This window comes from Isoptericola sp. S6320L (genome assembly GCF_023015685.1).
In the GTDB taxonomy this organism is placed as follows: Bacteria; Actinomycetota; Actinomycetes; order Actinomycetales; family Cellulomonadaceae; genus Isoptericola; species Isoptericola halotolerans_A.
Map to the genome: position 1 here is coordinate 75,165 of NZ_JALKAT010000008.1, position 19,037 is coordinate 94,201.

The 19,037-nt window shown below is 74.6% G+C and carries 19 protein-coding genes; 9 read left to right on the plus strand and 10 right to left on the minus strand.

Annotated features, from left to right (window positions below; genetic code table 11):
- The first annotated feature begins 38 nt into the window (after positions 1–38).
- Genes MWU57_RS06845 through MWU57_RS06855 form a run of 3 tightly spaced genes read left to right on the plus strand, consistent with a single transcriptional unit; the run spans position 39 to position 2,202 of the window.
- On the plus strand, positions 39–1,730 hold the full coding sequence (locus MWU57_RS06845) for an FAD-dependent oxidoreductase (RefSeq protein WP_106264171.1): 1,692 nt from the start codon (positions 39–41) through the stop codon (positions 1,728–1,730).
- A 19-nt stretch (positions 1,731–1,749) separates the two neighbouring features.
- Positions 1,750–2,022 carry a metal-sensitive transcriptional regulator gene (locus MWU57_RS06850; protein ID WP_246908250.1) on the plus strand — a complete coding sequence of 91 codons (273 nt, stop codon included), beginning with the start codon at positions 1,750–1,752 and terminating at the stop codon, positions 2,020–2,022.
- 15 nt (positions 2,023–2,037) lie between these two features.
- Positions 2,038–2,202, plus strand: coding sequence for a hypothetical protein (locus tag MWU57_RS06855; RefSeq protein ID WP_165800062.1), 165 nt, complete (start codon positions 2,038–2,040; stop codon positions 2,200–2,202).
- Between the two features lie 33 nt (positions 2,203–2,235).
- On the opposite strand, the gene MWU57_RS06860 is transcribed toward MWU57_RS06855, so the two are convergent.
- The 7 genes from MWU57_RS06860 to uxuA all read right to left on the minus strand — a co-directional run bounded on the left by MWU57_RS06860 (position 2,236) and on the right by uxuA (position 8,272).
- Entirely contained in the window at positions 2,236–3,177 is a 942-nt protein-coding gene (locus MWU57_RS06860) for a glycosyltransferase family 2 protein (RefSeq protein ID WP_246908252.1), read from the minus strand.
- Positions 3,178–3,179: 2 nt separating this feature from the next.
- On the minus strand, positions 3,180–4,097 hold the full coding sequence (locus tag MWU57_RS06865; RefSeq protein WP_246908254.1) for a glycosyltransferase family 2 protein: 918 nt from the start codon (positions 4,095–4,097) through the stop codon (positions 3,180–3,182).
- A gap of 66 nt (positions 4,098–4,163) precedes the next feature.
- A complete protein-coding gene (locus MWU57_RS06870; RefSeq protein WP_246908256.1) occupies positions 4,164–5,150 on the minus strand; it encodes an adenosine deaminase in 987 nt (328 codons plus the stop codon).
- On the minus strand, positions 5,147–6,391 hold the full coding sequence (locus tag MWU57_RS06875) for an MFS transporter (RefSeq protein ID WP_106265100.1): 1,245 nt from the start codon (positions 6,389–6,391) through the stop codon (positions 5,147–5,149). Before MWU57_RS06875 ends, MWU57_RS06870 begins: the two co-directional genes overlap by 4 nt.
- A gap of 34 nt (positions 6,392–6,425) precedes the next feature.
- A complete protein-coding gene (locus tag MWU57_RS06880) occupies positions 6,426–6,797 on the minus strand; it encodes a type II toxin-antitoxin system PemK/MazF family toxin (protein WP_106264153.1) in 372 nt (123 codons plus the stop codon).
- A complete protein-coding gene (locus MWU57_RS06885; RefSeq protein ID WP_243401147.1) occupies positions 6,794–7,039 on the minus strand; it encodes an antitoxin in 246 nt (81 codons plus the stop codon). Before MWU57_RS06885 ends, MWU57_RS06880 begins: the two co-directional genes overlap by 4 nt.
- A 42-nt stretch (positions 7,040–7,081) precedes the next feature.
- Complete coding sequence (gene uxuA, locus MWU57_RS06890) at positions 7,082–8,272, minus strand: mannonate dehydratase (protein WP_246908258.1); 1,191 nt, start codon at positions 8,270–8,272, stop codon at positions 7,082–7,084.
- A 129-nt stretch (positions 8,273–8,401) separates the two neighbouring features.
- Between uxuA and MWU57_RS06895 the strand changes: the two genes are divergently transcribed.
- The gene (locus tag MWU57_RS06895; protein WP_246908260.1) at positions 8,402–12,115 is read left to right on the plus strand and encodes a glycosyl hydrolase 115 family protein; all 3,714 of its coding nucleotides are present in this window, start codon (positions 8,402–8,404) and stop codon (positions 12,113–12,115) included.
- A complete protein-coding gene (locus tag MWU57_RS06900) occupies positions 12,067–13,143 on the plus strand; it encodes a LacI family DNA-binding transcriptional regulator (RefSeq protein WP_246908263.1) in 1,077 nt (358 codons plus the stop codon). The genes MWU57_RS06895 and MWU57_RS06900 overlap by 49 nt, the downstream gene beginning before the upstream one ends.
- Before the next feature lie 249 nt (positions 13,144–13,392).
- Here the strand turns inward: MWU57_RS06900 and MWU57_RS06905 are convergent, their stop codons facing one another.
- Positions 13,393–13,698, minus strand: coding sequence for a DUF5808 domain-containing protein (locus tag MWU57_RS06905; RefSeq protein WP_246908264.1), 306 nt, complete (start codon positions 13,696–13,698; stop codon positions 13,393–13,395).
- A 149-nt stretch (positions 13,699–13,847) separates the two neighbouring features.
- Between MWU57_RS06905 and MWU57_RS06910 the strand changes: the two genes are divergently transcribed.
- From MWU57_RS06910 to MWU57_RS06920, 3 genes are all read left to right on the plus strand, one after another.
- Positions 13,848–14,414 carry a type 1 glutamine amidotransferase domain-containing protein gene (locus tag MWU57_RS06910; RefSeq protein ID WP_246908266.1) on the plus strand — a complete coding sequence of 189 codons (567 nt, stop codon included), beginning with the start codon at positions 13,848–13,850 and terminating at the stop codon, positions 14,412–14,414.
- 136 nt (positions 14,415–14,550) lie between these two features.
- A complete protein-coding gene (locus MWU57_RS06915; protein ID WP_246908268.1) occupies positions 14,551–14,781 on the plus strand; it encodes a tautomerase family protein in 231 nt (76 codons plus the stop codon).
- Positions 14,782–14,819: 38 nt separating this feature from the next.
- Entirely contained in the window at positions 14,820–16,421 is a 1,602-nt protein-coding gene (locus tag MWU57_RS06920; protein WP_246908270.1) for a LuxR family transcriptional regulator, read from the plus strand.
- 10 nt (positions 16,422–16,431) lie between these two features.
- Here MWU57_RS06920 and MWU57_RS06925 read toward each other — a convergent pair whose 3' ends face one another.
- Together MWU57_RS06925 and MWU57_RS06930 are read right to left on the minus strand one after the other, a co-directional pair.
- The gene (locus MWU57_RS06925) at positions 16,432–16,914 is read right to left on the minus strand and encodes a nitroreductase family deazaflavin-dependent oxidoreductase (RefSeq protein WP_246908272.1); all 483 of its coding nucleotides are present in this window, start codon (positions 16,912–16,914) and stop codon (positions 16,432–16,434) included.
- 18 nt (positions 16,915–16,932) lie between these two features.
- The gene (locus MWU57_RS06930) at positions 16,933–18,018 is read right to left on the minus strand and encodes a sorbosone dehydrogenase family protein (protein ID WP_246908275.1); all 1,086 of its coding nucleotides are present in this window, start codon (positions 18,016–18,018) and stop codon (positions 16,933–16,935) included.
- Positions 18,019–18,238: 220 nt separating this feature from the next.
- Here MWU57_RS06930 and MWU57_RS06935 point away from each other — a divergent pair, with 220 nt between their 5' ends.
- On the plus strand, positions 18,239–19,021 hold the full coding sequence (locus MWU57_RS06935) for an SDR family NAD(P)-dependent oxidoreductase (protein ID WP_246908277.1): 783 nt from the start codon (positions 18,239–18,241) through the stop codon (positions 19,019–19,021).
- The last annotated feature ends 16 nt before the right edge of the window (positions 19,022–19,037 follow it).

Here is a 19,037-nt window from a genome sequence, read left to right on the forward strand (position 1 = left end):
GTTCGACAAATACCCCCGGGGGTATTAGCGTCGACCGCATGAGAATCGTCATCGTGGGTGGAGTCGGCGGCGGCATGAGCGCCGCCGCCCGGGCGCGGCGTCTCGACGAGAGCGCCGAGATCATCGTCCTCGACCGGGGCGAGCACGTCTCGTTCGCCGGGTGCGGGCTGCCGTACCACGTCGGCGGCGAGATCCCCGCCGCCGACTCCCTCCTCGTCCAGACCCCCGAGTCCCTGCGGGCCGCGCTGAACCTCGACGTGCGCACGCGGCACGACATCGTCGGGCTCGATGCCGCGTCCCGCACCCTCACCGTCCGGACCGCGGCCGGCACCGAGACGCTCCGCTACGACGCGCTCATCCTCTCGCCCGGCGCCCAGGCCGTCCGGCCGCCGGTGCCCGGCCTCGACTCGCCGCGCGTGCGCACCCTGCGCACCGTCGCCGACGCCACCGCCCTGCGGGAGCGGATCACCGCGGGCGCCCGCCGCGCCGTCGTGCTCGGTGCCGGGTTCATCGGGCTGGAGGCCGCCGAGGCCCTCGCCCAGCAAGGCCTGGACGTGACCGTGGTCGAGCTCGCCGACCACGTGCTCCCACCGCTGGAGCCGGAGCTCGCGTCGCTCGTGACCGACGAGCTCCGGCGGCTCGGCGTGGCCGTCCGCTCCGGCGTCGCCGCCACCGAGGTCCTGCCCGGGGCCGCGCACGACGTCGTCGTCCTCGCCGACGGCACGCGCGCCGACGCCGACCTCGTCGTCCTCTCCGTGGGTGTCCGGCCCGACACCGAGGTGTTCGCGCGGGCCGGTGTCGAGACCGAGCGCGGCGCGATCGTCGTCGACGAGCACGGCCGCACCAACCTCCCCGACGTGTGGGCGGTCGGCGACGCGACCGTCAGCACCGACGCCGTCACCGGCGTCCGGCGACCGGTCGCGCTGGCTGGACCGGCGAACCGTGCCGGACGCCTCGTCGCGGACCACGTCCTGCGCCCGGCGTCCGCGCGGCCGATCCCCGCCGCCGTCGGGACCGCCGTCGTCCGCGTCGGCGAGCTCACCGCGGCGACCACCGGGGCCAACCGCGCCGCGCTCGCCGCGGCGGGCACCGCCTTCCACACCCTGCACCTGCACCCCAGCCACCACGTCGGCTGGTTCCCCGGCAGCGAGCAGATCCACCTCGTCGTGCACTTCGGCGCCGACGACGGCCGCCTCCTCGGCGCGCAGGCCGTCGGCCGTGCCGGGGTCGACAAGCGCATCGACGTGCTCGCGACCGCGCTCCGCGCCGGCCTGCACGTCGAGGACCTCATCGACCTGGACCTCGCCTACGCCCCACCGTACGGCGCCGCCAAGGACCCGGTGAACCTCGCCGGGATGGCCGCGAGCAACGTGCTGGACGGCACGCTGCGGACCTGGCACGTCGCTGAGCTCGACGCGGTGACGGCCGAGGCGCTCGTCCTGGACGTCCGCAGCCGCGCCGAGTTCGCGACCGGTCACCTCCCCGGATCGCTCAACGTGCCGCACACCGAGCTGCGCGAACGCCTCGACGAGGTCCGGGAGGCCGCCGCCGGCCGGCCCGTCCGGGCGCTGTGCGGCTCCGGCGTGCGGTCGCACATCGCCCACCGCGTCCTGGTGCAGGCCGGTCTCGACTCCGCGTCGCTGTCCGGCGGGATGCTCACGCTGCGCGCCGCCCTCGGCCCCGCCGCCGACGAGCTGCTCACCACCCACGAACCGGCGTTCGCCGGCTGACACGTCAGGAGACACCCTCATGGCCATCCCGGACCCCGCGGCCCAGCGCAAGATCGCCAACCGGCTCAAGCGCGCCCGCGGCCAGCTCGACGCCCTCATCACCGCCGTCGAGACCGGCAAGCCCTGCCGCGACGTCGTCACCCAGCTCTCCGCCGTCTCCAGCGCCCTCGACAAGGCGGGCTACGCCGTCATCTCCACCGCCATGCAGGACTGCCTGACCGACCCCGACCACACCACCGAGGACGGCCTGACGGCCGCCGAGCTCGAGAAGCTCTTCCTCACCCTCGCCTGACGAAGGAGCACCACCATGTGTCGACCCGTCACCTGCCGCACCTGCGGCAAGACCACCTGGAGCGGCTGCGGCCAGCACGTCGACGACGTGCGCCGCAGCGTCCCCGCCGCGCAGTGGTGCGGCGGGCACGACGACGAGGCCCCGACCGGAGGTTTCCTCGCCCGGCTGTTCGGGCGCTGAGGCCCCCGCCTCCGTCCCGGCGCCGGGACGCGGTCAGCTCACGTACCGGCGGCTGGCCGAGGTCCGTTGCGACTCCTCCAGCGCGAGGAACCGCTGCTCGGCATGGGTCGGCAGGGCCCGCCGCTCCCGCAGCACCCAGGGCAGCCCGCGCAGCGCCTGCAGGACGCCGGCCGCCGAGACCCGGTCCCGCGGCAGCGACCGCACCAGGTCGCGGGTGCGGCGCAGCGCCGCGGGCAGCGGACGCCGGAGCCAGGTGAACCACAGGGTGTTCCGGATCCCGTCGCGTCGCCGGGCGTGCGGGTCCCGCGCCGACGACGGCCGGTGGTGGAGCGTCATCGCCTCGAGATAGCACAGCTCCCACCCGGCAGCGGCGAGGTCGGCGGCCAGCAGCTCCTCCTCGCCGCCGAGCCACAGCCGGTGGTGGAAACCCCCGGCGGCGCGGAAGGCGTCGGCGCGCAGGACGGACGCACCGGCGAGGAAGCTCCCCAGCGCGGGGCCGGGCAGGCCGGCGGCGGTCGGCACCGGGGAGTGGCGCAGCTCGGCCACGACCGGGTCCTCCCGTCCGCCGGGCTCCACCAGGATCCGCGCCGTGACGACGGCGACGCCGGGGTGCGCGTCGAGCGCGTCGGCAGCCCGCCGGAGCGACCCGGGCTCCCACCAGGTGTCGTCGTCGCAGAACGCGACGTACGGGGTGTCGAGCCGGTCGACGCCGACGTTCCGGCCGACGGCCCCGAGGTTCTCCGTGCTCGCCACGAGGTCCACCCAGGGGTGCTGCGCACGGATCGCCTCGGCGGTGCCGTCGGTGGACCCGTTGTCGACCACGACGACGCGGGGCTGCTCGGGCAGCCGGCGGAGCGTCTCGAGCGTGCGCAGCACCTCCGCGCGTCGCTGGTGGGTGATGACGACCACGCCCACCCGGGGGTCGGGCGCGTCCGCGTCGCTGCGGTCGGTCGTCCTGGTGGCGGTCTGGGACATGGTCACCTCCCCCCGGCGCCGGCGCCCTGCGGTGCGGGTACCGCGGCGAGCGTGTCGAGGTCGGCGAGCACGTGGCGCGGCAGGACCTCCCGTCGGGGCAGCGCGGCGCGCAGGTCCTGCGCCGCGTCGAGCACGCCTCGCCGCGGGCCCGGCCCGGCCCGCAGCTCCGCCGCGACGCGGGCGGCGACCCGCCGCCAGGGCAGGCGCATGGTCGCGGTCAGCACGCGGGCACGGGCGATCCCCCGGCGCCGGTCGTCCGCGCCGTCACGACGCGGCGAGGGGAAGTGGCGCACCACCGGCCCGTCCAGGTAGACGAGGTCCCATCCCGCCGCGCTGAGGTCCCACGCCAGGCGCTCCTCCTCCCCGGGGAAGCGGACGACGTCGTCGAACCCGCCTGCCGCGAGGAACGCGCTGCGACGGACCATCGCCGCACACCCCATGAAGCCCAGCACCCGCAGGCCGGGCAGCGAGCGTCCCGGGGCCCGCAGCGGCGAGGCGGCCAGATCCCGCGTGAACGGGTCCACCTCCTGCGACTCCCCCACCCGGACCTCGACCGTCACCAGCCCGACGCGCGGGGCGCCGGCCAGCGCGTCGGCCGCGGCGCGGAGCGACCCCGGCGTCCACCACGAGTCGTCGTCGGCGAACGCGACCATCGGCGTCCGCGCCCGTCCGACGCCGACCGTCCGGGCCGCGGCACCGAGGTTGCGACCCAGCTCCACGACCTCCACGTCCGGGTACGCCCGGCGCACCGCCTCGGCGCTGCCGTCCGTCGACCCGTTGTCCACGAGGACGACGGGCGCCCGGTGGTGCCCGAGGCTGCGGAGCAGCTCGTCGCGACGGTTGCGGCTGACGACGACGACCGTCACCCGCGGGTCCTCGACCTGCGGGCGCGACGGTCGCACCGATCCGTTCGACTCCATGACTTCGTCCTACCGCAAGGCCGCTCTGCAGGCAGTGCGAGACGGACCGAGCGGGCGGCCGGTCCTTCAGTCCGACGCCGCGGCGACCTCGGCGAGCAGCGCGTCGCGGCGCCCGGCGGGGAGGAACGACGCCCGGAGCGAGTTCTCGGCGAGCCGCACGCGGTGCGCCCGGGTCAGGCCCACCGCCGTCGTGAGGGCGTCGAGGTTGTCGTCGAGGTAGCCGCCGAAGTAGGCGGGGTCGTCGGAGTGCACCGAGACGTTCAGCCCGCGCTCCAGCATCGTCACGACCGGGTGCTCGGCCAGCGTGCCGACCGCCCGCAGCGCGACGTTCGACAGCGGGCAGACCGTCAGCGGCACCTGCTCGGCGACCAGCCGGGACACCAGGGCGTCGTCGTCCAGCGCGCGGATGCCGTGGTCGATCCGCTCCACACCCAGCACGTCGAGCGCCTCGGCGACGTACGCGGCCGGGCCCTCCTCCCCCGCGTGGGCGACGAGGTGCAGACCGGCGTCCCGGGCCCGGGCGAAGAGCCTCGCGAATTTCGCCGGCGGGTGGCCGATCTCGGCGGAGTCGAGCCCGACGCCGGCGATCGGGGCGCCCATGCCGAGCAGCCCGTCGAGGACGTCCAGGGCCTCCGCCTCCGGACGGTCCCGCAGGAACGCCGCGATGAGCAGCGTCGAGACGCCGTGGTCGTCCTCGCTGGTGGCGAGCACGGAGGCGATCCCCTCGACCGCCACCTCCAGCGGGACGCCGCGGGCCAGGTGCGCCTGCGGGTCGAACATGATCTCGGCGTGCCGCACCCCCGCCGTCGCGGCCCGCGCGAGGTACGCCGCCGTCATGTCCGCGAAGTCCTGACGGGTGCGCAGCACCGCCATGTTCGCGTAGTACAGGTCGAGGAACGACTGCAGGTCGGTGAAGTCGTAGGCGGCACGCAGCTCGCCGACGTCGTCGTACGGCAGGGCGACGCCATTGCGCCGGGCGAGCTCCAGGACGAGCTCGGGTTCCAGCGTCCCTTCGATGTGCAGGTGCAGCTCGGCGAACGGCAGGTGGGTCATAGGTCGATCCTGGGGGTCGTCCGGCGTCCCTGCAGCAGCGAACCGGCCAGCACAATGGCGATCCCGGCCGCCGGCACCACGAGGAGCCCGACCTGCAAAGTGGTCGCGTCCGAGACGAGCCCCACGAACGGCGGCGTCAGGAGGAAGCCGAGGCGCATCAGCCAGGTGACGACCATCAGCCCGGTGCCGGCGCGCAGGCCCGGCAGCTCGTCGGCCGCGTGCATCGCCGCGGGGATCACCGTGGCCACGCCGAAGCCGGCGACCGCGAACCCGACGACGGTGCCCGGCACCGAGGGGAAGGCGAGCGCCAGACCCATCGCGACCGCCACGAGGAGACCGCCGGCCCGGGCGACGGCACGCTGGCCGAACCGGTCCACGAACCGGTCCCCCGTCGCCCGTCCCACGAACTCGGCCGCCATGAACGCGATGAAGGCGGTGGCCGCGACCGCTCCGGTGGTGTCGAGCGACCCGGACAGGTAGACGGCCGCCCAGGAGTTCGTCGCCTCCTCCACCACGGTGCCGGAGATCGCGACGACGACGAACGCGACCAGGAGGAAGATCGTGCGGCCGCGCGGTCCGGCGGCCGGGGCGCCGCCGTCGGCCGGCCGGTCCCCGGTGCGCCCACCGGCCGCGCGCTCCTGCTCGTCGAGGCCGGGCAGGCAGTACCGCAGCGCGACGAGGGCCACGGCGGAGAAGATCGCCCCGGAGACGGCGAGGTGGATCCCGAGCGGGACGTCGAGCGCGATCGCGACGGCGGACATCGCCCCGCCGACGACGCTCCCGACGGACCACAGGGCATGGAAGGAGTTGAAGATCGACCGCCCGTACCGGCGCTGGACGCGCAGGCCGTGCGCGTTCTGGCCGACGTCCGTGAACGCGTCGGACGCCCCGGCGGCGAACAGCGCGGCGACGAACAGCCCGAGCGCCGGAGCCAACCCGGCGCACAGCACGCCGACGGCGGTCAGCACGGTGCCGACGGCGGCGATCCGGGCGGAGCCGAACCGGCGGACGGCAGCGGCGGTCGCGAACCCCGAGACGATCGCGCCGGCGGGGAAGGCGATGACGGCGAGGCCGTAGACGGTGTTGCTGAGGTCCAGGGCCGCCTTGATCTCGGGGTAACGGGGCAGCAGGTTGGCGAACAGCGCACCGTTCGTCAGGAAGAGCGCGGCGACGGCGGCGCGCGCCCGGCGTGCCACCAGGTCCGGGCGGCCCGGGCGACCCGGTGTCGTGTCGGTGCTCATCGCGGCCATCATCCCCCGGCCACGACGGGCGCCGTCAGAGACCGAGGTGGTCCATCAGCACCGTGTCGAGCGCTGCCTGTTGCTCGGCCGACAACGAGCCGCGCCGTCCGACGAAACGCCGGACGTGCACAGCGCGGAGCTGCTCGGGCTGGGTCTTCGAGTCGGCAGCCAGCCCGGTGTGCTCGTCCGCCGGGAGGGCCGTCTGGAACGGCAGCACTCGACGCACGTTCGACGTGATCGGCACGACGACCAGCACACCGCCCTCTCGGGCTCGTCCCGCGGCGCGGTTCGCCCCGTCGTTGGAGACGATCACGGCGGGACGGGTTGTGGCGACCTCGCCATCCTGCGCCGGATCGAACTCGACGTCCCAGATCTCGCTCCGCCGCTTGGCCGGTGCCAGGCTCATGGACCCGGAGTCTCCAGACCGTCGGTAGCGGTCCCCTCCCACAGCGCCGAGTCGTCGGACTCGTTCCACTCCTCGAAGGCAGCCACGTAGTGGTCCTCGGCTTCGGCCTCGCGCAAGGCTCGCACGGCAGCACGGAGGGCCGACGCTCGCGAGGACAGCTGGTGGCGGCGACCGTAGTCCTCCAGGAACTCCAGGTCCGGCACCGGAAGACTGCTGCTGAATGCCTTCGTAGGAGCGCTCATACTCCCCATCATACTTGGCGTCGCGAAACCGGGCGGGAGAGCTCAGCCGGACGTGGAGAGCTGCCGCACCGCCAGCTCCACGCCGCGCAGCTCGGCCAGCCCCTTGAGCCGCCCGACCAGGGAGTAGCCGGGCACGGCGGACGCGCGCTCGGAGGCCTGCTCGGCCAGCAGCAGGTGCCCGTGGTCGGGGCGCATCGGGATCCGGGCGCCGCCGTGCTCCTCGCGGCGCCGCTCCTCGCGCACGAGCGCCTCGATCACGCCGACCATGTCGACGTCACCGCCCAGATGGTGCGCCTCGTGGAAGGTACGCGGGTCGGCCTCGCGGCGGGTGGAGCGCAGGTGCGCGAAGTGGATGCGCGGCGCGAGCTCGTCCACCATCGCCACGAGGTCGTTCTCGGGCAGCACGCCGAAGGATCCGGTGCAGAACGTGAGCCCGCTCGCGGGGTGCGGGACGGCGTCGAGGAGCCAGCGCGCGTCGGCGGCGGTGGACATGATGCGCGGCAGCCCGAGCACGGGGCGCGGCGGGTCGTCCGGGTGGATGCCGAGGCGCACCCCGCACTCCTCGGCCACCGGCACGATCGCCTCGAGGAACTCGACGAGCGCCGCGCGCAGGGACGCCTCGTCCACCTCGGCGTAGGCGGCGAGCTCGGCGCGCAGGCCGTCGAGCGTCCACGTCTCCTCCGAGCCCGGGAGCCCGGCGGAGACGGTCGCGACGAGCCGGTCGACCTCCGGCGGCGTCATCGCGTCGAGATGCCGGCGCGCGCGCTCGACCTCGACGTCGGTGTAGTCATCCTCGGCGCCCGGTCGCTGCAGGAGGAACAGGTCGAACGCCGCGAAGGCGTCCTGGTCGAACCGTAGCGCCAGCGCGCCGTCGGGCAGCGGATAGGCCAGGTCGGTGCGGACCCAGTCCAGGACCGGCATGAAGTTGTAGCAGACGACGTCGATGCCGCAGGCCGCCACGTTGCGCACGCTCTGGGCGTACGTCTCGAGCCACCGCTCGTAGCCGGGTGCGCGCCGCTTGACGTCGTCGTGCACGGGGATGCTCTCCACCACCGACCAGCGCAGACCGGCGGCCTCGATCAGCTCGCGGCGCTCGGTGATCGCCTCGACGGTCCACACCTCGCCGTTGGGGATGTCGTGCAGGGCGGTGACGACGCCGGTCGCCCCGGTCTGGCGGACGTCCGCCAGCGTGATGGGGTCGCGCGGTCCGAACCAGCGCCAGGTGTGCTCCATCGTCGTCCTCTCGTCGCTCCGTCGCGATGTCGCTTCGCCGCGATGGCAAACGTTGTCACAAGCCTCTCGACCGGTCAAGCAAATCCCAGGCCGGTAGACCGACAAACGTTTGCAGCCTAGGGTCGCCGCATGAGCTACGTCCTCGACGACCGCGACGGCACCACGCTGGCCGCACCCGGCGCCACGACGACGGTCGCCGTCGACCCGGCCGAGACCGCCGCCGTGCTCCGCGCCGTCGGCCACCTCGTCGGCGACCTCGCCCGCGTCTGCCCCGGGGCCACGGTGGACCGGACGGCGCGCGCGGACCGCGCCACCGTCGTCGTCGGCACGCTCGGCACGAGCCGGTGGGTGGACGACGCCGTCGCCGACGGACGCCTCGACGTCACCGCCCTGCTCGACGACGACGGCCGCCCCGCCTGGGAGGCGTTCCTCGTCCGGACGCTCGGCGACCAGCTCTGGATCGTGGGCGCCGACCGGCGCGGCACCGTCTTCGGGATCTACGACCTGTGCGAGCGCGCCGGCGTCTCGCCGTGGCACTGGTTCGCCGACGTGCCCGTCCGCACCCGCGAGCACCTGACCGTGGCGCGCGAGACCGACCACGCCGACCGGCCGTCGGTGCGCTACCGCGGCATCTTCCTCAACGACGAGGAGGAGCTCGACGCCTGGGCGCGCCGGCACACCCCCGACGGAACCATCGGACCCACCCTCTACGCGCACGTCTTCGAGCTGGTGCTGCGCCTCAAGGGCAACTACCTGTGGCCCGCCATGCACGTGAACGCCTTCAACGCCGACCCGGAGAACGGCCGGCTCGCGCACGAGGCAGGGATCGTCATCGGCACCAGCCACTGCGACATGCTGCTGCGCTCGAACGAGCACGAGTGGGCGCCGTGGGCCGCCGAGCAGGCGCGGGCCGGCCACCACGTCGAGTACGACTACTCGATCGAGGGCGCCAACCGCGACCTGCTGCACCGGTACTGGCGGGAGAGCATCCAGCAGAACGCCGACTACGAGGTCGGCTGGACCGTCGGCATGCGGGGCATCCACGACTCGGGTTTCGTCACGTCGAGGATCGACGACGACCCGCACCTGTCCGCGGAGCAGAAGCACCGCGCGCGCGTCGCGCTCCTCAACCAGCTGATCGACGACCAGCGAGCACTGCTCGCCGACGAGCTCGGCGCCGAGCGGGCCGCCGGCGAGCTGCAGTGCTTCGTCCCGTACAAGGAGGTGCTCCCCCTCTACGACGACGGGGTCGAGATCCCCGAGGACGTCACCCTCATCTGGTCGGACGACAGCTTCGGGCACGTGCGCCGCTTCCCGGACGACGCCGAGCGCGGCCGCCGCGGCGGTCACGGGCTGTACTACCACTCGTCGTACTGGTCCCCGCCGCCGCGCAGCTACCTGTTCATCTCGTCCATGCCGCTGACCCTCATGAAGAACGAGCTGGGCAAGGCCTGGGACCGCGGCATCCGCACCCTGTGGGTGAACAACGTCGGCGCGCTCAAGCCGCTCGAGCAGGACACCGAGTTCTTCCTGCAGTACGCGTGGGAGGTCGGCCAGGAGAAGGGCCCCGTGGAAGGCCCCGTGGAGGGCGAGGACGGCACGCACCGCGCCCCGACGAGCACGTCCGACGTCTCGGCCTGGACCCGCGACTGGGTCGACCGGTCGTTCTCCGGCGGCATCGGCGCACAGGTCGGACCGCTCCTCGAGGAGTTCGCGCAGGTCACCGACGTGCGCAAGATCGAGCACCTGTCCGCCCGGGCGTTCTCGCAGACGGCGTACGGCGACGAGGCGGCCCGGCGCCTGGACCGTCTGCGCGAGCTCGCCGAGGAGGTCTCCGCCGTCTGGGCGCAGCTCCCGGACCGCGAGCGCGACGCGTTCTTCCAGCTCGTCGCGCTGAAGGTGCACGCCTCGTACCTGACCAACGCCCAGTTCGTGCACGCCGACCGCTCGGCGCTCGCGTACGCCCAGGGCAAGATGGCGGCCGCGGACCACCACCTGGCGCTGTCGCGGACGTTCGACGGGCACAAGCGCGCGATGATCCGCGCGTACAACACTGTCATGTCCGGCGGGAAGTGGGACGGGATCATGACGCCGGAGGACTTCCCGCCCCCGGCCACCGCGCTGTTCCCGGCCGGGCGGCCCGCCCTGCAGATCGGCGCGGCCGGTCTCGGCGTCGTCGTGTGGGGCGAGGAACGCCCCGGCGACGCGCCCGCCCTGGAGTTCGCGGCGCACGGCACGCGGTCGAAGTGGATCGAGGTGTTCACCACCGGTGCGGGCGAGATCGAGGTCACCCTCGAGGCCGACCCGTGGATCGAGCTCGGCGCCCCCGGGTCCGGTGCCGAGCGTCTCACCGTCGCCACCGAGCGTCGGATCGCGGTCCGCGTCCCGCAGGACGCCGCCGACCGGGCGGGCCAGGTCGTGGTGCGCTGCGAGACCGACGGGACCACCGTCGTCGTCCCCCTGCGGACCAGCGCTCCCGCCTCGACGCCCGAGGACGGGTGCGCGCTGGAGGCCGACGGGTACGTGTCCCTCCCCGCCGACGCGCCCGACGAGCGGCACGACACCGAGCAGAGCTCCTGGACCGTGGTGCCTGGCCTCGGCCGCGGCGGCGGCGGACTGCTCGAGGCGCACGGTCGGGCCGCGAGCGCCGACCCCGCCACGGTGCACGACGCCGGGACGGTGGGGTTCCGCGTCCACCTCGAGACCCCGGGTGCGCACCTGCTCGAGCTGTTCCGGTTCCCCGGCCTGGACTCGACGGGCCGGCTGCGCGTCGGGGTCTCGGTGGACGACCTGCCGCCCGTGCTGGTCGAGTCCCCCACCACCGACGAGCACCGCGGGGTGTGGGCGCAGGCCGTGGTGGAGAACGTCGAGCGGCTCACGCTGCGCCTGCCGTTCCTGGGCGCCGGGACGCACACGGTCCGCCTCCACGTGGTCGACGACGGGTTCGCGCTGTCCGCGCTGGTGCTGTGGACGGGCGAGCGGCGCGCCACGACGCTGGCGCCGCCGTCGAGCACCCGTGCCGGGCAGCCGCTGCCGGTGCGCGACGACCCGGACCCGGTGTCGGTGGACCTCGCCGCGCTGGACCACGTCGCGCGGACCCTCTACGGCGTGCTGCCGGCCGAGGTGCCGCCGCACCAGGCGGTGTTCGTGCCGCGCGAGTACTGGGCGAGGCCCACCACGTTCACGCGCAACGAGGTGGTGGCGCAGCCGACGCTGGGCGCCCCCCGGTACGCGGCGAGCCCGGACGGCACCCAGGACGTGCTTGCCCGGCTCGCGAGCGGCGTCGCGGTGGCCGACGACGGCGTGCTCGCCCTGGAGGTGGAGCGCACGCTGCGCGAGGAGCCCGGCGCGTGGACCACGCCGAGCACCGACGAGCCGGTGGTGGGCTGGACCCACACCCAGGCGGAGACGGACGGACGGACGGGCCTGGCGATGCACGTCGACGCCCCCGGCCGCCGCTGGGACGACGCCCTCCAGGCGCCCGGACTGCACCTGCGCGTCGAGGCCCCCCGGCCCGGCACGTACGCCGTGTGGGTGCTGGTGAAGTTCGACGCCGACACCGACGACGCGTTGACCCTCGCGGTGGACGGCACGCCGCTGCCGCCCGAGGACCAGTTCTGCGGCGGGGACATGTTCAGCTTCGGCACGGCGCAGGCGTGGGTGTGGCACGAGCTCATGGACGTCGAGCTCACGGCCGGCCGGCACACGCTCTCCGTGCTGGCGCGCAAGGCCGCGCTGCGCGTCGACCGGCTGTACCTGACCCTCGGTGACGAGCGGCCGCCCGTCGACGCCGCGTGGGTCGAGTCGCCGTGCACGGCCGGGCCGACGGCGGCCGGCGCATGACCCGGCGGGCCACCCTCGCCGACGTCGCCGAGCGGGCCGGGGTCTCGGTCTCCACGGCCTCGCGGGCGCTGCACCGTCCCGGCCGGGTCTCCGCCGGGACGACGACGCGCGTCCAGCAGGCCGCCGACGACCTCGGGTACGTGCCCAGCGCCGCCGCCCGCCAGGTCCGCTCCGGGCAGCCCGGCACCGTCGCGCTCGTGGTCCCCGACCTGACCAACCCGTTCTTCATGGCCCTGGTCCGGGGATCCACGCGGCACCTGCGCGAGCACGACATGGTGCAGGTGGTCGCGGACGTCGAGGAGGAGCCCCGGTCCGAGGAGCAGGTGCTGGGGGCCTTGGCGGGCCGGGTGGACTGCATCGTGCTCGCGGCGTCACGCCTCGACCGCGCCACCCTGGCGGCCTGGACCCGACGCGTCCCGCTGGTCGCGATCAACCGCGACGTGGCAGACGTCCCCACCGTCCGGACCGGGACGCAGGGCGTCGTGGCCGCGGTGGAGCACCTGCACGAGCTGGGCCACCGGCACGTGGCCTACGCCCGCGGGCCGGCGACCTCCTGGTCCGAGGAGCGGCGGCGTCGCGCGGTCGTCGAGACGTGCGCCCGGCTCGGGACCCGGTTCAGCGACCTGGGTCACCACGCCCCCCGGCGCGACGCCGGGCCCGCCGCGGCGGACGCCGCCCGGCGGTCCGGGGCCTCGGCGCTCCTGGCGTACAACGACCTGATCGCGTTCGGCGCGCTCGACCGGCTGGCCGAGAGCGGGGTGCCGGTCCCGGGCGAGCTGAGCGTGGTCGGTCACGACGACGTCTTCGGCGCGGACCTCACCACGCCGGCACTGACCACCGTCGCGGTCCCCGCCGAGGAGCTCGGCGCCCGGGCGGCCGCCCGGCTGCTGGCGGTCCTGGACGGCGTCGTCGGAGCGGCGGGGGCGGACGCGACGCCGTCGGACCCGGGGGCCGAGCTCCCGACCCGACTGGTGGTGCGGGACTCGTCGGGAGCCCCGCCCGAGGTAGTAGCTCGCGTCGCGAGGTAGCAGGCCGCCCGCTGAGGTAGTACCTGTTCGGGCGAGGTAGTGCCCGACGGCGTGAGGTAGCGCCGGGCGGGAACGTCGAAGCCGGGTGCCGGGTCCCGGCGGAACCCCCACCGCGCCGCTACCTCGACACGCGAGGTACTACCTCGGCGCAAACGCCTCTACCTCGGCGCGAGTCGTACTACCTCGCGCAACTCGGCACTACCTCGCCACCCGACCCACTACCTCGGCGGGTGGGGCACTACCTCGGCGTCAGTCCGCCAGCTTCTCCCGCACGACGGCGACGACGCGGCCCACGTTGACGGTCCAGCCGACGCCCCAGACGTGCGGGCTCAGGATGTGCGCGCCGTCGGGGTCCCACACGCGTTCCTTGACGCGCTCGAGCGTGGGGATGCGGAACTCGTAGGGCACGAACCCGGCGACGGTGCCGTGCCACTCCCGCTCCTCCGGGTCCTTCTGCAGCTCCTTGGTGACGGCGGCGACGAACAGGGCGAACATCACCAGCTTGAACAGGCTCGGCGGGCCGCCGCGCTTCTTGCTGGTCTTGGGCGATTCCATCGTGACCTCCGTACATCGGGTGCTCCCCATCCTGCCGTGCCCGGGTGGCGGGGGCCACAGGGCGCCCGGCCACCGCCCGGGTGCGTCCATCCGGACGCCGTGCCTACCGTGGCCGCTCGGACGCAGACCCCTCAGGGAAGGAGACCGACATGGCAGACACCGACCTGACCGGACGCACCGTGCTGGCCATCGTGACCAACTACGGCGTCGAGCAGGACGAGCTGGTGGTCCCGCTCGAGCACCTGCGCGAGCGGGGAGCGGTCGTGACCGTCGCCGCCCAGACCACCGACGACGTCGCCACCCTGGTCGGCGACAAGGATCCCGGCCGCACCGTCCCCGTCGACGTCACCCTCGACGACGTCGACCCGGCCGGCTTCGACCTGCTGCTCGTGCCCGGCGGCACCCTCAACGCCGACTCGCTGCGCCTGGAGGATGCGGCGTCGCGCATCGTGCGGTCGTTCACCGAGTCGCAGCGCCCGATCGCCGCGATCTGCCACGGCCCCTGGGCGCTCGTGGAGGCCGGCGTCGTCGAGGGCAAGACGCTCACGTCCTACCCGTCCCTGCAGACCGACATCCGCAACGCGGGGGCCGAGGAGTGGCGCGACGAGTCCGTCGTCGTGTGCACCGCGCAGGACCGCACGCTCATCACGTCGAGGACGCCGAAGGATCTCGACGACTTCCTCGATGCCGTCGACGAGGCGCTCGCCGTGCACTGACACCCGGTGACCCGATCGGGCCAGTCCACGCACCGCGGAAGTTGGCCCGCACGGTCGAAGCGGGGCGGGCCCCGCACGACGGACGCTGGTCCCAGCCCGCCCCGCTCCGGGGCGGCCCACCGAAGGGACCGGAACCATGCCGCTCGTCCAGGTCAACGTCATCAAGGACGTCTTCACACCCGAGCAGAAGGCGCAGATCATCACGCGCGTCACCGACGCGATGGTCAGCGTCGAGGGCGAGGCGATGCGCCCCGTCACGTGGTGCGTCATCCACGAGGTGGCCAGCGGCGACTGGGGGATCGCCGGCAACACGCTCACCACCGCCGACGTGCACGCCCTCGCGGCCGGTGCCGGGGTCAGCGCCTGAGGGTTGCCACCTCCGCCGCCGGGGCGCAGTCTGACGAGATGGACGCCGTCGGCGCACGGACCGCGTTGAGGGCCGGCCGCTGGCACGAGGCGGCGGCCGCCCTCTCCGCGCTGGCGGCGGAGAGCGACGAACCCGGCCACCACGAGGACCTCGCGCAGGCCGCCTGGTGGCTGGACGACGCCGAGCAGGCCCTCGGGGCCCGCGAGGCCGCCTACCGCGGCTACCGTGCGCGCGCCGACCTCCGGGGTGCGGTCCGCACGGCCGCGGCCCTGGGGTACGACTCCGTCCTCTTCGGGGCGGGCGTCGCCGTCGGACGCGGCTGGCTGGAACGCGCCGCCGACCTGCTCGACGGCCGCACCGACGTCCCCGAGGCGGGGTGGCTGGCGGTCCGCCGCGCCGAGCTGGCGCTCGCCGTCGACCACGACGCGGCCGCGGCTCTCGACGCCGCGACGGCGGCGCAGCGGGTCGCGCACGACACCGCGGACGGCGACCTGGCGATCGTCGCCCACGCCCTGGCCGGGCTCGCACGGGTCCGGCTCGGCGAGGTGACGGAAGGGATGGCGCTGCTCGACGCGGCCTCCGCGGCGGCGACCGCGGGCGACGTCGAGGACCTGATGTGGATGGGCAAGATCTGCTGCTGGCTGATCGTCGCCTGCCAGGAGGCGCACGACCTGGACCGCGCCCGCGAGTGGTGCGTCCGGGTCGAGGAGATGTGCGCCCGGCGCGACCTCGCGCCGCTGTTCCTCGTCTGCCGCACCCAGTACGCCGCCGTGCTCCTCGCACAGGGCGAGGTCACCGAGGCCGAGTCGAGCCTGACCGACGTGCTGCAGCGGTCCGAGCACTCCCGGCGTGGGAGCCGCCTGGAGGCGGTGGTGCAGCTCGGCGAGCTGCGCCGTCGGCAGGGACGGCTCGCCGACGCCGGCGCCCTGCTGCGACAGGGGCGCCTCCATCCGGGGGCGCTGACCGGTCTCGCGCAGGTCAGGCTCGCCGAGGGCGACGCGAGCGGCGCCTGGTCGATCGTCAGCGAGCTGCTGGACTGGCTCCCGGACCACCAGCTCGAGCAGGTCGACGCGCTGGCGGTGGCGGTCGCGGCGGGTCTCGCCGCGGGTCACGTGGACGAGGCGCGCCAGGCCGCCGCGCGGCTCGGCGCGCTGGCCGAGAGGGTCGGCACCGACTTCCTCCGGGGTTCCGCGGCGGCCGCCGAGGCGCGGCTCCTCGGCCCGCAGGAGGCGGTGAGCCGCTGGCGGGCGGCCGTGCGGCACCTGCACGACGCACGGCTGCCGTTCGACGAGGCCGAGTGCCGCCTCGAGCTCGCCGAGACGCTGCTCGCGCTCGGGGACGGCTCCGGCGCCCGGGAGCACGCCGCCGCGGCGCTGGAGACGCTCGTGCCGCTGGGGGCCGGCCGGGACGTCGAGCGGGCCCGGGCGATCCTCGCGCGCGGGGCCACCGGTCCCCTCACCGCCCGGCAGGCCGAGGTGCTGCGCCTCCTCGCGCGCGGGCTCACGAACGCAGAGATCGGCGTGGCGCTGCAACTCAGCGCACACACGGTCCACCGGCACGTCGCGAACATCTACGGTGTGCTCGGCCTGAGCTCGCGGGCGGCCGCGGCGACGTACGCGGCAGGGCGGGGCCTGACCTGACGCGGTCTGCTCAGCCGCCGCGGTGCGGGCCGGCGGGGACGAGCGCGAAGACGGGGTGACGGTCCGCCTCTGCGGCGAACTCCTCCACCGGGGCGTCGACGGCGGCCGCGAAGTACGGCCGCGTCGCCGGAGCGATCCGCACGTACTCCCGCAGGATCGGCGCGGCGTCCTGCGCGGGAAGCTCCTGCGCCAGGTACGTCTGCCGCTCGAGGAGCCGGTGGAGCACCACCCGGCCGTCGGCCCGGACGTTGTGCACCCAGGACACGACACCGTAGGGCGACACCAGCCAGCGGGACCGGCCCTGGGCGACGACGGTCGCCGGGTTGGTCCGAGGGCGGCCGCTCTTGCGGCCGCGCGTGGTCAGCAGAGACGTCCGCGGAACGACGTGGAGGCGGACGAGGACGCGCATCACCGCGTCCTCGGCACGGCTGAGGCGGCTCGAGCGGAACTGCTTCGGCGCCGGCGGGCGGTCGGGCGTGGACGACTCGGGCATATCTCGACCGTAGACGCCTCAGGGCCCGACGTCGACGGCGAGGATCCGGTCGTCGTCGGGCCCGGGGTCGCCGCGGCCGTCCGTGTTGTTGGTGACGATCCACAGAGCCCCGTCCGGTGCGGCGACCGCGTCCCGCAGCCGTCCGTACTCACCCGCGAGGTGCTCGCTCGACGTGGTCGGGTCGCTCACCGGGACGGCACGCAGCACCTGGCCACGCAGGTTGGCGACGAACAGCGTGCCGTCCACGTGCGCCATCCCGCTCGGGCTCGCGTCGGCCGGGGACCACTGCTGCACGGGATCGACGAACTCGTCCCGCTCCGCGATCCCCTCCACCTCGGGCCAGCCGTAGTTGGCCCCGGCGGTGATGACGTTGAGCTCGTCCCAGGTGTCCTGGCCGAACTCGGTGGCGAACAGCGTGCCGTCGTCGGCCCAGGCCAGGCCCTGGACGTTGCGGTGCCCGTAGCTGTACACGAGCGACCCGGCGAAGGGGTTGTCGGCCGGGACATCGCCGTCGGGCGTCATCCGCAGGATCTTGCCGCCGAGCGAGCCCAGGTCCTGGGCGCTGTCCCGGTCCCCCGCGTCCCCCACGGTGGCGTACAGCATCCCGTCCGGCCCGAACGCGAGACGCCCGCCGTCGTGGACGCTCGCCGACGGCAGGCCGTCCAGGATCGTCGTCGGCTCCCCCAGGGTCAGCGCTCCGGGCCCGCCCGCCAGGTCGTAGCGCTGGACCCGGTTGCCGTCCGCCCCGGTCGAGTAGGCGTACAGCCGGTCCTCGGCGTCCAGGGCGAGCCCGAGGAGCCCGCCCTCGCCGGCCGCGTCCACGCCCGCCACCACCCCGACCTCGCGCGTGGTGCCGTCGTCGGCGACCTCGAGGATCCGGGCGCTGTCCCGCTCGCTCACCAGCGGCGTCCCGTCGAGGAACGCGACCGACCACGGCGCCTCCAGGCCCGCGGCGACAGGCTCCGCCGGCACGGAGGCTGCGCTCGTGCCCTGCGGCGCCGCCGGGTCGGGCGGGTCCGTGGCGCACGCCGTCAGCAGGACGGCGAGCACCGGCCCCAGGGCCGCGGCCATCAGGATGCCGCGCACCCCGTCGTGGGAGTCCATCCCGTCTCCCCTCGTGGGTCGGAGTTTCTGACTCCCGAGAACCATCCCCCGACGGAGGGCCTCCCGTCGAGGGCAGGCTCTCTGCCCGACGGTCGGTCGCCGACGGAGCAGGGTCACCCTGCGGGTGCTGGTCAAGGCAGGGTGCTGGCTGGCGTCGTCTCGATCACCGACCGTGGACGGACGGCCGATCCGCCCGGGTCCGGCCGGGAGGAGAGCTGACATGGACCTGGACCTGCAGGGCGCCGTCGTCGTCGTCACCGGCGGCACCCGCGGCATCGGTCTGGCGACCGTTCGCGAGCTGGCCGCGGAGGGGACGCGTCCGATCGCGGTCGCACGTCGTGCCCCGCGGCTCGGACTGCTCCCGGAAGCGGCAGACTTCATCGCCGCGGACCTGTCGGACGCCTCGACGCCGGAGCGGGTCGTCGCCGAGGTGCTGGCACGGCACGGGCGTGTGGACGGGCTGGTGAACAACGCGGCCCTGTTCGATACCCGCGACTCGTTCGAAGCGGTCGAGGACGACCTGTGGCGGACGACGTTCGAGGTGAATCTGTTCGCCCCGGCACGCCTGGTCCGCGCGGCTCTGCCGGCGCTCCGCGCATCGGGCGGCAGCATGGTGCACCTGGGCAGCGAGGCGGCCAGGATGCCCGACGCGACGATGGCCGCCTATGCGGCGTCGAAGGCTGCGATCCTGTCGCTGTCGAAGGCCCTGGCGATCGAGCTCGGTCCCGTCGGGATCCGCTCCAACGTGGTCTCGCCGGGCCCGACCCGCACCGCCCTGTTCGATGCTCCCGGCGGGTTCGCCGACCAGCTCGCAGACCGGTACTGCACAGACCCCGAGACCGCTGTGGGCCGGTTCGTCCGTGAGGAGCGGCGCCTACCCACCGGCCGGATCGGGACCCCGGAGGATGTCGCCGGCATCATCGCCTACCTGCTCTCTCCCCGGTCCCGTCAGGTCACGGGCTCCGAGTGGGCCGTCGACGGCGGCGCCCTCCGACAGCTCTGAGCCCACGCCGGCGAAT

What these genes read in the sequence shown, in the direction of transcription:
- MWU57_RS06845 (WP_106264171.1), top strand. Translation starts at nt 39, where the DNA reads ATGAGAATCGTCATCGTGGGTGGAGTCGGCGGCGGCATGAGCGCCGCC.
- MWU57_RS06850 (WP_246908250.1), top strand. Translation starts at nt 1,750, where the DNA reads ATGGCCATCCCGGACCCCGCGGCCCAGCGCAAGATCGCCAACCGGCTC.
- MWU57_RS06855 (WP_165800062.1), top strand. Translation starts at nt 2,038, where the DNA reads ATGTGTCGACCCGTCACCTGCCGCACCTGCGGCAAGACCACCTGGAGC.
- MWU57_RS06860 (WP_246908252.1), bottom strand. Translation starts at nt 3,177, where the DNA reads ATGTCCCAGACCGCCACCAGGACGACCGACCGCAGCGACGCGGACGCG.
- MWU57_RS06865 (WP_246908254.1), bottom strand. Translation starts at nt 4,097, where the DNA reads ATGGAGTCGAACGGATCGGTGCGACCGTCGCGCCCGCAGGTCGAGGAC.
- MWU57_RS06870 (WP_246908256.1), bottom strand. Translation starts at nt 5,150, where the DNA reads ATGACCCACCTGCCGTTCGCCGAGCTGCACCTGCACATCGAAGGGACG.
- MWU57_RS06875 (WP_106265100.1), bottom strand. Translation starts at nt 6,391, where the DNA reads ATGAGCACCGACACGACACCGGGTCGCCCGGGCCGCCCGGACCTGGTG.
- MWU57_RS06880 (WP_106264153.1), bottom strand. Translation starts at nt 6,797, where the DNA reads ATGAGCCTGGCACCGGCCAAGCGGCGGAGCGAGATCTGGGACGTCGAG.
- MWU57_RS06885 (WP_243401147.1), bottom strand. Translation starts at nt 7,039, where the DNA reads ATGAGCGCTCCTACGAAGGCATTCAGCAGCAGTCTTCCGGTGCCGGAC.
- uxuA (WP_246908258.1), bottom strand. Translation starts at nt 8,272, where the DNA reads ATGGAGCACACCTGGCGCTGGTTCGGACCGCGCGACCCCATCACGCTG.
- MWU57_RS06895 (WP_246908260.1), top strand. Translation starts at nt 8,402, where the DNA reads ATGAGCTACGTCCTCGACGACCGCGACGGCACCACGCTGGCCGCACCC.
- MWU57_RS06905 (WP_246908264.1), bottom strand. Translation starts at nt 13,698, where the DNA reads ATGGAATCGCCCAAGACCAGCAAGAAGCGCGGCGGCCCGCCGAGCCTG.
- MWU57_RS06910 (WP_246908266.1), top strand. Translation starts at nt 13,848, where the DNA reads ATGGCAGACACCGACCTGACCGGACGCACCGTGCTGGCCATCGTGACC.
- MWU57_RS06915 (WP_246908268.1), top strand. Translation starts at nt 14,551, where the DNA reads ATGCCGCTCGTCCAGGTCAACGTCATCAAGGACGTCTTCACACCCGAG.
- MWU57_RS06920 (WP_246908270.1), top strand. Translation starts at nt 14,820, where the DNA reads ATGGACGCCGTCGGCGCACGGACCGCGTTGAGGGCCGGCCGCTGGCAC.
- MWU57_RS06925 (WP_246908272.1), bottom strand. Translation starts at nt 16,914, where the DNA reads ATGCCCGAGTCGTCCACGCCCGACCGCCCGCCGGCGCCGAAGCAGTTC.
- MWU57_RS06930 (WP_246908275.1), bottom strand. Translation starts at nt 18,018, where the DNA reads ATGGACTCCCACGACGGGGTGCGCGGCATCCTGATGGCCGCGGCCCTG.
- MWU57_RS06935 (WP_246908277.1), top strand. Translation starts at nt 18,239, where the DNA reads ATGGACCTGGACCTGCAGGGCGCCGTCGTCGTCGTCACCGGCGGCACC.